The sequence below is a fragment of the Streptomyces sp. NPDC005262 genome, from assembly GCF_042872425.1.
In the GTDB taxonomy this organism is placed as follows: Bacteria; Actinomycetota; Actinomycetes; order Streptomycetales; family Streptomycetaceae; genus Streptomyces.
The window spans coordinates 503,952-517,152 of record NZ_JBIAKK010000003.1 but is presented as its reverse complement, the minus strand read 5'-3'; the positions used below and the strand labels follow the sequence as shown (position 1 = coordinate 517,152).

Here is a 13,201-nt window from a genome sequence, read left to right as displayed (position 1 = left end):
CCGCGGTGCGCCGTACCAGCCTGGAGAGGAGGAAGGAGTCCGGCGTCCCGGGTGGGAACCAGGACGACACCGCCAGGCGCGGATGGCCCCGGGAGAATATCCGGCGCGGTACGGCCCGAGGGCAGCGACCTGCGCAGGGCAAGACCGAGGATCTCGCGCTCGTCCGCGCCGTCGAAGGTGTGTGGCACAGTGCCGTCAGCCCGTGAGGGTGCGCCCCGAGCGGGGCGGCCGTTCGGGTGGGGCCGTGCCGCTGCTCGTCCGCGGGCACGGTGGTGTCCCGGGTGCCGCCCGCCTCTTGAGCGTCGAAGCGGGGAGAAAGTCCCTTGCGTCGGAACATCCGTGAGCCCCGCTACCTCATGCCGGGCCGAACCCTGAGGTACCCCGCCGCGAACCCGAATCGTCGTCCCGCCTCCTGTCCTCGCAGACCGACCGCCGGTGCCACTCTTCGACCCGCTGGGCGCAGGCGCGGTGACCGGGCGAAGAGCCACTCTGGGGGCTGTCGGGACCGCTCAGCGATCCGTCGGCGGAAGGAGTGGCCATGATCGAGCAGGCCCGCAGGGCCGTTGACTCGTACTCGACGTACCAGGAAGCCGAACGTGCCGTCGATCACCTCGCCGACCAGGGCTTTCCCGTTCAGAAGGTGGCGATCATCGGTCGGGATATACGCTTGGTCGAACAGGTGATCGGTCGAATGGGGTACGGCGAGGCCGCCCTCCACGGCGCAGCCACCGGAGCGCTGCCCGGCGTACTCGTCGGCTGGATCTTCGGGCTGCTGAACTGGCTGAATCCGATCGTCTCCGGTCTGCTCCTCGCCCTTTACGGGCTGATCTTCGGAGCGGTCGTCGGTGCGCTGCTCGGCGTGCTGTTGCACGCGGCGCAGGGCGGCCGCCGGCACTTCGCCTCGGTCCGCTCGATGGAGCCCAGCCGGTACGACGTCGTGGCGGACGAGGACGTCGCCGATGAGGCAGTCCGGCTGGTTGCCGGGCTGGACAGCAGGAACGGCGCGCACACGGAGAGCGCCTCCTCGAAGGGCGGCCGCCCGCGCAGCGACCCCACCCGTAGCTGAACGACGACGACTTCACCGAGGTCGCTGAGCGGTGGCCGACGTCCCCGTCCTGGTCGACCTGTGGGCCACCTGGTGCGGCCCCTGCCGCATGGTCAGCCCCGAGCTGGAGAAGGTCGCCACCGATCTTGCCGGCCGAATCAAACTCGTCAAGGTCGACGTCGACAAGAACCCGCGACTGTCGCAGCGTTTCGAGGTTCAGGCGGTACCCACACTGCTCGTCCTCGACCAGGGCGAGACGGTCGCCCGGCAGGCGGGGGCGGCGCCCGCCCCCGCTCTGCGCCAGTGGGTGGAACAGTCGATCACGGCCCGGGAAAGGTGATCCGGATGACCATGCATGCAGACCCCCACCTCGCGCTTGTCCGGCCGGTCCAGCCGCTGACGCCAGAAGGGTGTCAGGAGTGTCTGCTGCTCGGATCCCCGTGGGTCCACCTGAGGCTCTGTCTGACCTGCGGGCACGTCGGCTGCTGTGACTCCTCGCCGAACAAGCACGCGCGTAGGCATGCAGCTGCTGACGCTCATCCGATCGTGCAGTCGTTCCAGCCCGGCGAGGACTGGCGCTGGTGCTACGTTCACGAGGCGTTCGTCTGATGTCCGGCGACCAGTCGCTGCCGGTCGAAGAACCGGTGCCGGAGGAAGCGGACGAGGCCGCCTTCTGGGAGACCCCGGACATCTACGGGGCGTATCCGCGCCTTACGGAGGACCAGATAGCGCGTCTGGCGGAGCACGGGCAACGCCGGAGCATGGCTTCGAGCGACGTGCTGATCCGGGAGGGGGAGCGCTGCGAGACGTTCTTCGTCGTCCTCAGCGGTACCGTCGCCGTCGTCGAGGACTACGGCACTCCCGAGGAGCACGTGCTGCGCGTGCACGGCCCCGGTCGCTTCATCGGCGAACTCGGCCTGCTGCACGGACAGGTGGCCTGCTACACCGCTGTCGCCAGGGAGCCGGGCGAGGTCCTCGTCGTGTCCTTGGACCAGTTGCGTCACCTGGTGTCCCAGGACTCCACCATCGGGGACGTCGTGCTGCGCGCCTGTCTGGGCCGTCGCGCGCTGCTCGTCGGGCAGGGCGCCGGCTTCCGCATCATCGGCTCGCGCTACTCGCCCGACACCAGGCGGCTGCGCGAGTTCGCCATCCGCAACCGGCTGCCGCACCGGTGGACCGACCTGGAGACCGACGAGGAGGCCGATGAACTGCTGCGCCGCTTCGGCGTCGGCCCGGCGGAGACACCACTCGTCATTTGGCGGGACACCACCTTGTTGCGCAACCCCAGCAACGCGGAACTGGCCCGGCTCATCGGCCTGCCATCACTGCCTGCCGGAAACCGTCACGGCGACGTCCTCATCGTCGGCTCCGGACCCGCCGGCCTCGCTGCCGCGGTGTACGCCGCCTCCGAGGGCCTGAGCACCACCGTGGTGGAGGCGTTGGCCATCGGCGGCCAGGCCGGCAAGTCGTCCCGCATCGAGAATCTGCTCGGCTTCCCCTCCGGCATCTCCGGCGCCGAACTCAGCGAACGCGCCGTGCTCCAGGCCGACAAGTTCGGCGCCAGGATCGGCATTCCGGCGGAGGCGACCGGTCTTTATCCCAAGGACGAGGACCACTACGTGGTGGCGTTCGCCGACGGCAGCGAGATCACCGCCCGCGCCGTCGTCCTGGCCACGGGTGCCCGCTACCGCCGGCTCCAGGTGCCCGGCATCGAACGCCTGGAGGGAACGAGCGTCCACTACTCGGCGACCGTCTACGAGGCCCAGCAGTGCCGCACCGACCCGGTGGCCGTCGTCGGCGGAGGCAACTCGGCGGGCCAGGCGGTGCTGTTCCTCGCCGGGTACGCGCCGAAGGTGCACCTGCTGGTCCGAGGACCCAGCCTTGAGGCCAACATGTCCCGCTACCTGGTCGACCAGGTCGAGCGCCATCCGCGGGTGGAGGTCATGCTGCACACCGAGGTCACCGAGGTCATCGGCCAGGAGGTGCTGGAGGAACTCGACCTGGTCGACAACCGCACGGGCGGGCACCGCCGACTCGCGGGACGGGCCCTGTTCGTCTTCACCGGCGCCGACCCCCACACCGAGTGGCTCGCCGGCGTCATCGCCCTCGACTCCCGCGGCTTCGTCCTCACTGGCCCGGAGGCCCAGGAAGCCTGCGCCTACCCCGAGGTGTGGCACGGCCGCGGGCGCTCGTGCATGACCCTGGAGACCAGCCTGCCCGGGGTCTTCGCGGTAGGGGACGTCCGTAGCGGCTCGGTAAAGCGGGTGGCCTCGGCGGCCGGTGAGGGCGCGATGGCCATCCACTTCGTGCACCAGCACCTGGGGCACTCGGCTGCACCCGGCACCACGGGCACGTCCGCTGGCGCGGGCGGCTCGGACGTCTCCCCACGCATACGGCACAAGGAGTCCGCATGGCTCGCATGACGAATGGCGGACGATGAGATTACGAGAAGGAAGAAGGAGGCGATGGCGATGGCCATGCCCGTCCGGCGCCACAGCGGTGGCGGTGTGCAGGAAAGGCCCGTCTGGGCACCAACCCCTCTCAATCCCCTGGTCGAGTTCGACGAACTGCTCAACCAGATGAGCGGCCTGCTGGAGTCGACGGTGGGCGCGACACCCGCGGTTGCGTGGACGCCTCTCGCGGACGTGTCGGAGTCCGAGGACGCGTTCCACGTAGAGATCGAACTCCCCGGCGTGAAGAGCAAGGATATTGACGTCGAGGCCAACGGTCCCGAACTCGTGGTCAACGGAGAGATCAAGGAGCGAGAGCGCAAGGGCGTCCTGCGCCGCAGCACCCGCCGCGTCGGAACCTTCGAGTACCGTCTGCGGCTGCCCGAAGAGCTGGACACCCACAAGATCAAGGCTGAGATGCAGGACGGAGTGCTCAGCATCACCGTCCCCAAGGCCAAGGTCGCAAAGCCGCGACACGTCGAGATCACCGAGACGAGTGAAAGCACCGAGAGCAGCGGCTGAGACGCGAGCACCGCGGTGCCGGACACCCGTCCGGCACCGCGGGCCGGGCCGGCGAGGCTCGACACCCCTCACGGCGGCGGAGACGCGCTACGTGGATCCCCACCGGATTCCCTTTCGGCGCCGCAGACGCCAGGCGCGCAGCAGCCGAAGGGGAAGCAGACCCAGCGGTGCTCGGCCCATGTCCGCCTGGTCCTCACTGTTGGCAGAAGGCCGATGATCACGGGCACCTATATCGGCTCGGCCGTGGTGACAGCCGGCCTCGCCGTTCTGCTGATCAACGGCTCCCTGACGACATGGTGGTTCTTCCTGCTGGTCTCGCTGACCTTCTTCGTGGCGTCCGCGGAAGCGAGCTCGTCCAATCTGACGGTGAGCGAGGTCTTCCCCATGGGGACCCGAGCCCTGTCCATCTGGCTGGCCTCGATCGGCACGGCCGTGGGCGGAATCACCTTCCCGCTGCTGTTCGGCCACTTGATTCACAGTGGCGATGCCGACCTGGTGGCCATCGGCTTCCTCGTCGGAGCGGCAGCCATGGCGCTGAGCGGGCATCCCGAGGTCTTCTGCGGTGTCCGGGCCGAACAACAGTCCCTGGAGAACACCGCCCGGCCGCTCACGGCTGAGGAAACCCAGGCAGCCTGGCGCAACGAGCCCGCAGCATCGGCCGGTCCGCCGAGCACGCCTGCGACGGCGGGCAGAGCAGGCGCTGTCGTTGTCCCGCGGACAGCCGGCCCAGCAGTCCGGCCGATGGCTGGCTCCTCCCCGGTTCGTGCCCATCGCGGAGTCAGCTCTCGGGTTCCCCCTTCGCTGCCTGAAACGTCCTGGTCTGGCTTGGCGCCGCATTCGCAGTAGGACTGCTTGACCAGCTCACCGTTCTCGGACACCGCCGTGCCCTGGCTGAACGACGGAGTGACCGGCCTGATCCGCCAGGCGCGCCCGATGAACTGCCGGAGGCACTGGAGGCCGTGGGGGATCCCAACCCGGCGCAATGCCGCAAGAGCGTCGTGGACCAGTTCCCGCCGGACGCCATGGCGGCCGGCTACGAGAAGGTGCATCTACGGCGGGCCACCACAGAATCCAAGCCTCCGGCAGCACCGCCGATAAACAGGGCGCCGATGCGGCCAAGGAGTTGCAGTCCGTCGCCTGGGGCCCCTACATGCGCGGGTATGGCGCTGCGGATGTGGGGCACCATCCCCGCCGCTTTCCGGAGACTGAGCTAGGCTCGGCATCCACCGACGTCAGCGTCTGCGTCCTCGCAGTGCCGGCGCCGCGGCTGCGTCCTTCGGTCTCTTGCGGTCACGGATCTGGGGGCTGCCACTCGAACATCAAAATCGTGGCGTCGTCGCTGAGTTTGTTGTGCCGATGCTCGAGGATGGCATTGATGAGCAGGCGCAGCACTTCCGGTGCGCTCTGTCCTGCTGCCGTCGACCGGATGATGTAGTCGGTGAAGCGCTCCAGGCCGAACTCTTCGCCTGCCTCGTCGCGTGACTCTACGACGCCATCTGAGTAGATTCGAGTCCCACGCCGTCACGCTTGTGGCGTCGCTCATCCTCGGCAAGGAGGCTTTCGGCCCGTCCGGCCTGGTGTTTCCTCTGCTCGTGCCTGCGATCGGCGTGGTCACGGCCGTCATCGGCCTCCTGGCTGTATCACCCCGCGCGCCCGAGACCGCACCGAGGGCAGCCCCACGGCACGGGCGTCGGCACCCTAGGGCAACTCCTTCGCCAACCTCTCATAACTGACGTACCGTCAAGTAAGTCAGCGTCTGATCAGCATCAGTCCCCAGAGGGTTTTCCTGGTAGACGTCTGGTCGGCGGCGTCACAACAGCCTGGCTCGCACGGAAGCGCAGGCAGGGAGTCTTCTTCCCATAGAAGATCGATGTTGTGCAAGATCTTCGAGTCCGACGCGTGTCAGTGTAGGGTGAAAAATTCGCCCTTGACCTGCAGAAATGTGGGCAGGGAGCCTAGATCCAGGAGTGCCTCGATGATGCGTACCATGTTCAAGTCGAAGATCCACCGGGCCACCGTGACCCAGGCCGATCTGCACTACGTCGGCTCTGTCACTGTCGATGCCGAGCTGATGGAAGCGGCCGATCTGCTGCCCGGTGAGCTCGTGCACATCGTCGACATCGACAACGGTGCCCGGCTGGAGACGTACGTCATCGAGGGCGAGCGCGGCTCCGGTGTCATCGGCATCAACGGCGCAGCCGCCCACCTCGTGCACCCCGGCGATCTGGTCATCCTGATCAGCTACGCCCAGGTCGACGACGTCGAGGCCCGCGCTCTGACCCCGCGCATCGTCCATGTCGACGCCGGCAACCGGATCGTCGAGCTCGGAGCCGACGCCTCGGCGCCCGTGCCCGGCACCGCCACCGAACGCAGCCCGTACGCCGTTCCCGCGGCCAACTGACCGTTCTGTTCACGAGGGAGACCCCGTCATGGCTGAGAACACCGCGCTCGAATTCTTCGACGACCGTGCGAACGGCAACCTGCTGGCACGGATGGACGGCCGGACCGCCGGAGTCATCGCGTACTTCGTGATGGACGGCACGCCCGCCGCTCTCGTCGCCGTGCACACCGTCGTCCAACCGGAGCACAGGGGCAAGGGTTTCGCCGGAGCCCTGGTCCAGGAGTTCTACGCCATGGCTGACCGTGAGGGTGTGCCCGCCGTCCCGCTCTGCTCGTATGCCGCCAAGTGGGCTCTGGGCCACCCCGACCAGGCTCCGGTGGCCCCGGCCGAGCTGGTGGAGCGGGCAGGGCAGCAGCTCAAGTCCCACCCCGAGCTGTAGCGATCCGATCCCGTAGCGGCCGAACAGGATCCGAGTCCTCGCCGATGACACTTGCCCTCCTGCACACATCCCCGGTCCACGTCCCGGTCTTCGATGCGCTCCGCGACGCCGACCACCCCGGTCTCGCCCTGCGGCATCTCGTGCACGAGGACCTGCTCGCGCGTGCCCGGGACGCAGGTCCGGACGCGGTGCGGGGGGAGATCGAGGCGCTGCTCGCGGGAGCGGTCGCCGAGGGTGCGACCGCGGTGCTCTGCACCTGTTCGACGATCGGCGGGGTCGCCGAGTCCTCAGCGGAGTCGCTCGGCGTCCCCGTCCTGCGCGTCGACCGCCCGATGGCGGCCGCCGCCGTCGCGCGGGACCGGGTGGTGGTCCTCGCGGCGATCGACGACACCCTGCCGCCGACGCTCGCCCTGCTCGCCGAGGAGGCCGGCGATCGGTGCGTGGACATCCGCACGGTGCTGGTAGCCGGCGCATGGGCGCGGTTCGAGGCCGGTGACCGTGACGGCTACCTCGAGCTGGTGGCGGCGGCCGCCGACCGGGTGACGGACGCCGATGTGATCGTGCTGGCCCAGGCGTCCATGGCCGATGCCGCCACCCGCACAGTCACCCCGGTTCCGGTCCTCTCGAGCCCCCGCCCCGGGCTCTCCGCCGCGGCCGCCGCGGCGGGCTGAGCCGCCGTACGGGTTCTCGCCCGACGGTACGGAACTCTTACGTATGGACTCGGCAGGCGAGGGCAGCCGCTCCGGGAGACGGTGGACTCGAGATCCGCCCGAACCTTCGGAGGCCCGAGATGACCAACCCGTATCCCGACCCCGTGCCACCCGCGCCGACCCCCGGCCCCATGCCGGGACCGCCGTCGCCGCTGCCGGAGCCGACGCCCGCGCCGCCCGTCCCGGGCCCTGTGCCGCCGGGTCCGTCGCCCGACCCGATTCCGCGGCCGCCGCGGCCCGAACCGGAGCCGGTACCGGAGCCGGAGCCGTCGCCCCAGCCGCCCGGATGACGGGGCCGGTCCCTACCGCCGTGACCTGCTACCGGTCGCGCCGCGGTCCGAGCCCGAGGAGTGAATCGGCGTGGCCGGCGCCGCTCTCCTCGGCGATCGAGTCCAGCGACTGCGCGTCACGCACCGGCGCGAAGCGCACCGTGTCCCCGTCCGAACCGTCGACCCCGCTGTCGCCGACCGTGCTGAAGCCGTACACGGCGGGGCGCGGCAGACTGTTGTACGACCACGGTGTGGAGAAGTAGTACGCGCCCGTGTCGTACAGCACCACGAAGTCGCCCTCCCGCAGCTCGGGCAGCTCCCGGGCGTGCGCGACGACGTCACCGGCGAAGCAGCACGGTCCCGCGATGTCCTGGACCAGCGGCGGACCGTCCTTGGGCCGCCCCTCGGCGTCGAACGCCCCCGCCCGCAGGGGCCAGGCGTCAGGCATGAAGACGGTACGGGTGGCGATCTGCGCCCCCGCGTGAGTCAGTGCGATCCGGCGGCCCCCTGCGTCCTTCGTGTACTCGACGAGTGCCCCGATGAACCCGTTCTTGGCGAGCAGCGACCGGCCGAACTCGGTGACCAGCCCGTAGCGGCCGTCGAAGAGACCCGGTACCGCCGCCCGCAGTGCCGCCGCGTAGGCGGCGAAGGTGGGCCGGACGGAGTCGTCGTCGAAGTTGACGGGAAGGCCGCCGCCGATGTCGATGCTGGTGACCTGCCGGGTGCCGAGCGTCTTGTTGATCTCCTCGGCGAGCTGGTACATCTCCGCGACACCGGCCGCGATCAGCTCCAGCGAGCAGCCCTGAGAACCGACATGGGCATGCAGCTGGGTCAGCCAGGAGTGCTCGGTGAAGGCTTGTACGACACGCTCGCGCGCGCCGGGATCGAGCAGCGCCACGCCGAATTTGGAGGTCGCCGTGGCGGTGCTCATCGCCCCGATGGAGCCGCTGCCCACCTGCGGGTTGACGCGCATCCCGATGACGGAGGCCGAGCTGCTGGGCCGCAGCGAGGCGATCCGGCGCACCTCGTCGAGGCTGTCGGCGTTGAGCGCCACTCCGAGCGCGAGCGCCTGACGGATCTCGTCACGCGTCTTGGCGGGGGAGTCGATCACGATGGCCGAGGGCGCGAAACCGGCGTCGAGTGCGAGCCTCAGCTCCCCCGGGCTGGCGACCTCGCACCCCATGCCGCAGTCGGCGAGCAGCCGCAGTACGGGGACCAGGGACGCGGCCTTGGCGGCGAACGTGTGGAGCACACCGGGGGTCCCCGCGAACGCGTCCTGGAGGGCGGCGACGGAGTCACGCACCCCGTCGGTGTCGATGAACCCGGCGACGGGCCGGGACTCGCCCAGCAGCCCGGCGCCGACGGCGTGGCGGACCGCCGCGGCGACACGCCCGGAAGGTGGAGGGCCGGGAGCGGGCGAGGTGAGAGGCATGTGCCGAGAGTCGGTGATGGGAGCCCCGCAAGTGTCTGTCGGACGGGACGGGATCGGTATAGGTCCTTGGCCGTGGGCCAGCGGTTGTATCAATACAGGACAAATCTATCCGCTGAGGTGGGCGGCGGCAGTGCTGGGCAGCCAGGTGTCGGGGTGGTCGAGATCGACGCCAACCGCTCCCGGGCGCGGCGCGGCCGATACCGCAGGGTCAGGCGGTCGGCGGGCGCACCGGCGCCGGACCCAGCGTCGTGCTGCCGGGCGCCGCCCGGTGGCCGAGGCCGGTCCGGTACGCGTCCATCGCGGCCTCGGTGCGGCCGGTCCGCCGCAGCAGATCTCCGAGAAGCCGGCAGATGTCCGCGAGGTCACCGGCGGCGCCCGCCCGCTCCAGCAGGCCGAGTGCGGTGACGTAGTGCTCCTCGGCGCGGTCGAGGCCGCCGCGCTCCTCGGCGATCAGGCCGAGCAGCCGGTGCACGCCGCCCGCATGGACCGAGCCCCGGTCCGCCTGCAGTTCGCCGAGCAGCCGCAGCAGCAGGTCCTCCGCCTCCTCCCGCTTGCCGAGGCGGCGTAGGACGTCTGCGAGTTCCACCTCGACCTGTGCCGTGTAGAGCGCGGCCCGCTTCGACGCCAGCATGTCGCGGGCGGCCCGCAGTTCGCTCTCGGCGCCGGACAGATCGCCGTCCTGCGCGTGGACGTAGCCACGCATCCAGTGGCAGTGCGCCATCTCCGTACGGATCTGGAGCTGTTGGTAGATCTCGGCTGCTTTGGCGAGCGAGGCGTCGGCCTCCTGGGTGCGGCCGGCCGCGATGAGCGTACGGGCGACGCCCCGGTGCAGCCCGGCGACCAGCTCGGGGTCGGACACCTGGGGGGCCAGGGCCAGGGCCAGTTCGCCGGCCTGCGCGGCACGGGCGTGGGCGCCCATGTCCATGTAGGGGGCGATCGCGGCCGTGTACAGGAGCAGGAGCGCACCGGGGTCCTGCAGGCCCGACGCGTTCAGTTCGTCGATCGCGCTCTCCAGCAGATAGCAGGCGTACCGGAGTTCGCCCGCCAGGAGGTGCGCGACGGCCCGGCCCCGGACGGCCGGGGCGCGCTGCGGGAGCGGGGCATCCGCAAGCAGCTTCTCCGCGGCCTCGAAGCGCTCGCGGGCCTCCGGCAGCTCGCCCGTCTCCAGCGCGCACTGTCCGAGCCCGAGCAGAGCCGTGGCGCGCTCGCCGTCGAGGCCGAGCCGTTCCGCCTCGGCGAGCAGCCCGCCGAAGGCGGCCACGGCGTCCTCGGCGGCGCCGGTGGCCAGAGTCCGCTGGGCTTCGACAAGCTTCAGCCGCAGGTCGGTGGCGAGATGGGCGGGACGACCCGTCGCCAGCTCCTCGTACGTCACCCCCAGACGCTCCGCGAGATGACGTACGGCAGCCTCCGAGGGGCGGACCCGTCCTGCCTCCAGGGTGGAGATGTACGCGGGGGTGTAGGCGGGTTCAGCCAGCTGACGCTGAGTGAGGCCGCGCTCCGTACGCAGTCGGTGCACGCGTCGTCCGACGGCGCCGGGGTCGTCGGACGGCCCGCGTCCGGCCCTCTGTTCGCCCCCGTCGGGCGGTTTCTGCCCGGTGTCCGTCCCTGCGGTGTGCTTCGCGGCCACTGTGTCGCCCTCCTGCTTCTCACATCTCACCCTGCGCCCGGTGAAGGGTAGTTGCCCGGTGATGAACAGCAACCATGCGCCGTCCGGGCCTTGTTCCTGGTCCGACGCACCTCTAGGTTAAGCCTCGCGCTAAGTCGATTTAACTCGCGAGTTAATCATCGGTCGCGCCGACTCGCGTCCGCCCGAAGTCCGAGGCTCTCAAGGAGTTCTACATGCGCATACGCCCAGGCACGCGCCGAACGGCGGGATCGGTGGCGGGACTCGCCCTCGCCGGCCTGCCGGCAGCGACCGCCGCCGGGACCGCCCCCGCGGCGGCCGCCCCGACCGGGGCCGACGGCGGGGGAAGCCACCGGGTCGAGTACTTCCCGCAGCCGGGCGGTGCCGGGAGGACCGTCGAGGTCCCGGCCACAGCACCCGCGCGGACCGGCCGGAGCTCCGGTGCGTCCCTGAGCGCCGCCGAGGCCGCCGTGGGCGGAACGGTCGGTGAGCAGGCCGTGACCGGCTCGACCGACGACCGGCTCGACGTCGTGATCATCGGGGACGGCTACACGGCCGACCAGCAGGACGACTTCCACGCGGACGCCACCGCCAAGTGGGCCGACATCACCGCCATCGAGCCGTACCGGAGCTACCAGAACCTGTTCAACGTCTGGACCGTGGACGCCGTCTCCGACGAGTCCGGCATCAGCGGCGATCCGGGCGCCGACGTCGTCAGGGACACGGCCCTGACGGACGATCGACAACGGAGCCCCGCCCACATCCGGCGAACTGCGATCCGGACCACAGTCGCTGGGTCTTCCAGTAGTACCGGACCAGTTCGGGGTGCTCCTGGCGGAGCCTGCGGGAGCCTACGCCTTTGAGGCTGTTGATTGGCTTGGACAGGGCGATCTTGGGCGGGAGGCTCACGGGGAGGTGGATGTGGTCGTTCTCGCAGTTGAATTCGGATAGCTCGCATTCGAATTCGGTTCACACGGCGCGTGATCTCTTCCATTGCGCTTGAGGCGGACGTCGAGGGCCTTGTACCGGTACTTCGTCACGAAAACCAAGTGTGCGTGAAGGATAAAAGCTCAGGGTCGGCCAGTACGAATGTCCTGATGCTCAGTCATAACGACGCTGTTGTAGGGAGATCGGCGTGCAGTTGAGGTACAGCTTCCGCCTGTACGCGAACGGTCCTCAGCGTTCGGCGCTGGCCAGGGCGTTCGGGTGTGCGCGGGTGGTCACAACGACGGGCTTCGCGCCCGTGAGGACGCCCGTGCCCATGGTGATGTGTTCCCGAAGGTCGGGACCTGTCCAGGTTGCTGATCACCGAGGCGAAGAAGACCAGTGAACGGGCCTGGCTCGGCGAGGTGTCGGCTGTGGTTCTGCAGCAGTCCCTGCGGGACCTGGACACCGCGTACCGGAACTTTTTCGACGGCCTCAAGGGCAAGCGCCCCCGCATGGGCGCACCCCGGTTCAAGAGCCGTAGGGACAGTCGGCAGACGGTCAGGTTCACCGCCAACGCCCGGTGGAAGATCACGGCCGGGGGTGACCTGTCCCTCCCGAAGATCGGCGACGTACGGGTCAAGTGGTCCCGGACACTGCCGTCCGCCCCGTCCACGGTAACCGTGGTCAAGGACGCGGCCGGGCGGTACTTTGCGAGCTTTGTGGTGCAGACAGGCCCAGAAGAGATGCTGCCCGAGGTCGCCGGTCAGGTCGGTATCGACCTGGGGCTGTCGCATTTCGCGATCCTCTCCGACGGCACAAAGATCGAATCCCCGCGCTTTCTGCGCCGGGCGGAGAAGAAGCTGAAGCGGAAACAGCAACGCCTGGCCCGCAAGGCGCAGGGCAGTAGTAACAGGATGAAGGCCCGGCTGAAAGTCGCCCGCGCACATGCGCAGGTGTCCGACGCACGGCGCGAGTTCCACCACCAGCTTTCCACTCGGATCGTCCGTGATAACCAAGCGGTTGCCGTGGAAGACCTGGCGGTCAAGGGACTGGCCCGTACGCGCCTGGCCAAGTCCGTGCACGACGCCGGATGGTCGGCGTTCGTGGCCATGCTCGAGTACAAAGCCGCCCGGTACGGGCGCACCTTTGTGCGTATCGGCCGATTCGAGCCGACCTCTCAGGTCTGCTGTGTGTGCGGTGTCAGGGACGGCCCCAAGCCCCTGCACGTCCGCGTGTGGGAGTGCGGGGCCTGCGGGGTGGTTCTGGACCGGGACATCAACGCGGCGGTCAACGTCGCCAAGGCCGCCGGACTGGCGGTGTCAGCCTGTCGAGCGCAGGTAAGACCGGGACTCGTCCCGGCGCAGCGCGGTGAAGCAGGAACCCACCGAACCGGTCACACGACCGTGGTAGGAATCCCCGGGCTTTAGCCCAGGGAGCGGAAG

The 13,201-nt window shown here is 69.7% G+C and carries 10 protein-coding genes and 6 pseudogenes; 12 read left to right on the top strand and 4 right to left on the bottom strand.

Annotated elements, in window-relative coordinates; translation table 11 throughout:
* Positions 1-538: 538 nt before the first annotated feature.
* The 6 genes and pseudogenes from ACFYP5_RS12290 to ACFYP5_RS12265 all read left to right on the top strand — a co-directional run bounded on the left by ACFYP5_RS12290 (position 539) and on the right by ACFYP5_RS12265 (position 4,863).
* Positions 539-1,066 (top strand): general stress protein, encoded by a 528-nt coding sequence (locus ACFYP5_RS12290; protein ID WP_389034023.1) that lies wholly within the window; start codon positions 539-541, stop codon positions 1,064-1,066.
* Positions 1,067-1,068: 2 nt separating this feature from the next.
* Positions 1,069-1,385 (top strand): annotated as a pseudogene (gene trxA, locus ACFYP5_RS12285) (thioredoxin); the annotation flags it as partial.
* Positions 1,386-1,390: 5 nt separating this feature from the next.
* Positions 1,391-1,654: a UBP-type zinc finger domain-containing protein gene (locus ACFYP5_RS12280; protein WP_389034020.1), complete on the top strand. Its 264-nt coding sequence runs from the start codon at positions 1,391-1,393 to the stop codon at positions 1,652-1,654.
* Positions 1,654-3,468 (top strand): FAD-dependent oxidoreductase, encoded by a 1,815-nt coding sequence (locus ACFYP5_RS12275; protein ID WP_389034017.1) that lies wholly within the window; start codon positions 1,654-1,656, stop codon positions 3,466-3,468. Before ACFYP5_RS12280 ends, ACFYP5_RS12275 begins: the two co-directional genes overlap by 1 nt.
* Before the next feature lie 48 nt (positions 3,469-3,516).
* Positions 3,517-4,017: an Hsp20/alpha crystallin family protein gene (locus tag ACFYP5_RS12270; protein ID WP_389034015.1), complete on the top strand. Its 501-nt coding sequence runs from the start codon at positions 3,517-3,519 to the stop codon at positions 4,015-4,017.
* 213 nt (positions 4,018-4,230) lie between these two features.
* A complete protein-coding gene (locus ACFYP5_RS12265; RefSeq protein WP_389034012.1) occupies positions 4,231-4,863 on the top strand; it encodes a hypothetical protein in 633 nt (210 codons plus the stop codon).
* Between the two features lie 444 nt (positions 4,864-5,307).
* Here ACFYP5_RS12265 and ACFYP5_RS12260 read toward each other — a convergent pair.
* A pseudogene (locus ACFYP5_RS12260) lies at positions 5,308-5,523 on the bottom strand (SpoIIE family protein phosphatase); the annotation flags it as partial.
* Between ACFYP5_RS12260 and ACFYP5_RS12255 the strand changes: the two are divergent.
* The 4 genes and pseudogenes from ACFYP5_RS12255 to ACFYP5_RS12240 all read left to right on the top strand — a co-directional run.
* Positions 5,523-5,705 (top strand): annotated as a pseudogene (locus tag ACFYP5_RS12255) (hypothetical protein); the annotation flags it as partial. The pseudogenes ACFYP5_RS12260 and ACFYP5_RS12255 sit on opposite strands and share 1 nt — an antisense overlap.
* A 287-nt stretch (positions 5,706-5,992) precedes the next feature.
* Positions 5,993-6,418: an aspartate 1-decarboxylase gene (panD, locus tag ACFYP5_RS12250; RefSeq protein ID WP_389034009.1), complete on the top strand. Its 426-nt coding sequence runs from the start codon at positions 5,993-5,995 to the stop codon at positions 6,416-6,418.
* 28 nt (positions 6,419-6,446) lie between these two features.
* Entirely contained in the window at positions 6,447-6,797 is a 351-nt protein-coding gene (locus ACFYP5_RS12245; protein ID WP_389034007.1) for a GNAT family N-acetyltransferase, read from the top strand.
* A gap of 44 nt (positions 6,798-6,841) precedes the next feature.
* Positions 6,842-7,468 carry an aspartate/glutamate racemase family protein gene (locus ACFYP5_RS12240; RefSeq protein WP_389034005.1) on the top strand — a complete coding sequence of 209 codons (627 nt, stop codon included), beginning with the start codon at positions 6,842-6,844 and terminating at the stop codon, positions 7,466-7,468.
* A gap of 357 nt (positions 7,469-7,825) precedes the next feature.
* Here ACFYP5_RS12240 and ACFYP5_RS12235 read toward each other — a convergent pair whose 3' ends face one another.
* A complete protein-coding gene (locus ACFYP5_RS12235) occupies positions 7,826-9,208 on the bottom strand; it encodes a diaminopimelate decarboxylase (protein ID WP_389034002.1) in 1,383 nt (460 codons plus the stop codon).
* A 208-nt stretch (positions 9,209-9,416) separates the two neighbouring features.
* Positions 9,417-10,835: a helix-turn-helix domain-containing protein gene (locus ACFYP5_RS12230; protein ID WP_389033999.1), complete on the bottom strand. Its 1,419-nt coding sequence runs from the start codon at positions 10,833-10,835 to the stop codon at positions 9,417-9,419.
* 212 nt (positions 10,836-11,047) lie between these two features.
* Between ACFYP5_RS12230 and ACFYP5_RS12225 the strand changes: the two are divergent.
* Positions 11,048-11,503, top strand: a pseudogene (locus ACFYP5_RS12225) (M64 family metallopeptidase); the annotation flags it as partial.
* Between the two features lie 57 nt (positions 11,504-11,560).
* Here ACFYP5_RS12225 and tnpA read toward each other — a convergent pair.
* Positions 11,561-11,896 (bottom strand): annotated as a pseudogene (gene tnpA, locus ACFYP5_RS12220) (IS200/IS605 family transposase); the annotation flags it as partial.
* Positions 11,897-11,967: 71 nt separating this feature from the next.
* Between tnpA and ACFYP5_RS12215 the strand changes: the two are divergent.
* Positions 11,968-13,186 (top strand): annotated as a pseudogene (locus ACFYP5_RS12215) (RNA-guided endonuclease InsQ/TnpB family protein).
* The last annotated feature ends 15 nt before the right edge of the window (positions 13,187-13,201 follow it).

Excerpts from the sequence above, each read along its gene's own strand:
- ACFYP5_RS12235 (WP_389034002.1), bottom strand. The coding sequence starts at position 9,208 with ATGCCTCTCACCTCGCCCGCTCCCGGCCCTCCACCTTCCGGGCGTGTC.
- ACFYP5_RS12245 (WP_389034007.1), top strand. The coding sequence starts at position 6,447 with ATGGCTGAGAACACCGCGCTCGAATTCTTCGACGACCGTGCGAACGGC.
- ACFYP5_RS12280 (WP_389034020.1), top strand. The coding sequence starts at position 1,391 with ATGACCATGCATGCAGACCCCCACCTCGCGCTTGTCCGGCCGGTCCAG.
- ACFYP5_RS12270 (WP_389034015.1), top strand. The coding sequence starts at position 3,517 with ATGGCCATGCCCGTCCGGCGCCACAGCGGTGGCGGTGTGCAGGAAAGG.
- ACFYP5_RS12265 (WP_389034012.1), top strand. The coding sequence starts at position 4,231 with ATGATCACGGGCACCTATATCGGCTCGGCCGTGGTGACAGCCGGCCTC.
- ACFYP5_RS12275 (WP_389034017.1), top strand. The coding sequence starts at position 1,654 with ATGTCCGGCGACCAGTCGCTGCCGGTCGAAGAACCGGTGCCGGAGGAA.
- ACFYP5_RS12240 (WP_389034005.1), top strand. The coding sequence starts at position 6,842 with ATGACACTTGCCCTCCTGCACACATCCCCGGTCCACGTCCCGGTCTTC.
- panD (WP_389034009.1), top strand. The coding sequence starts at position 5,993 with ATGATGCGTACCATGTTCAAGTCGAAGATCCACCGGGCCACCGTGACC.
- ACFYP5_RS12290 (WP_389034023.1), top strand. The coding sequence starts at position 539 with ATGATCGAGCAGGCCCGCAGGGCCGTTGACTCGTACTCGACGTACCAG.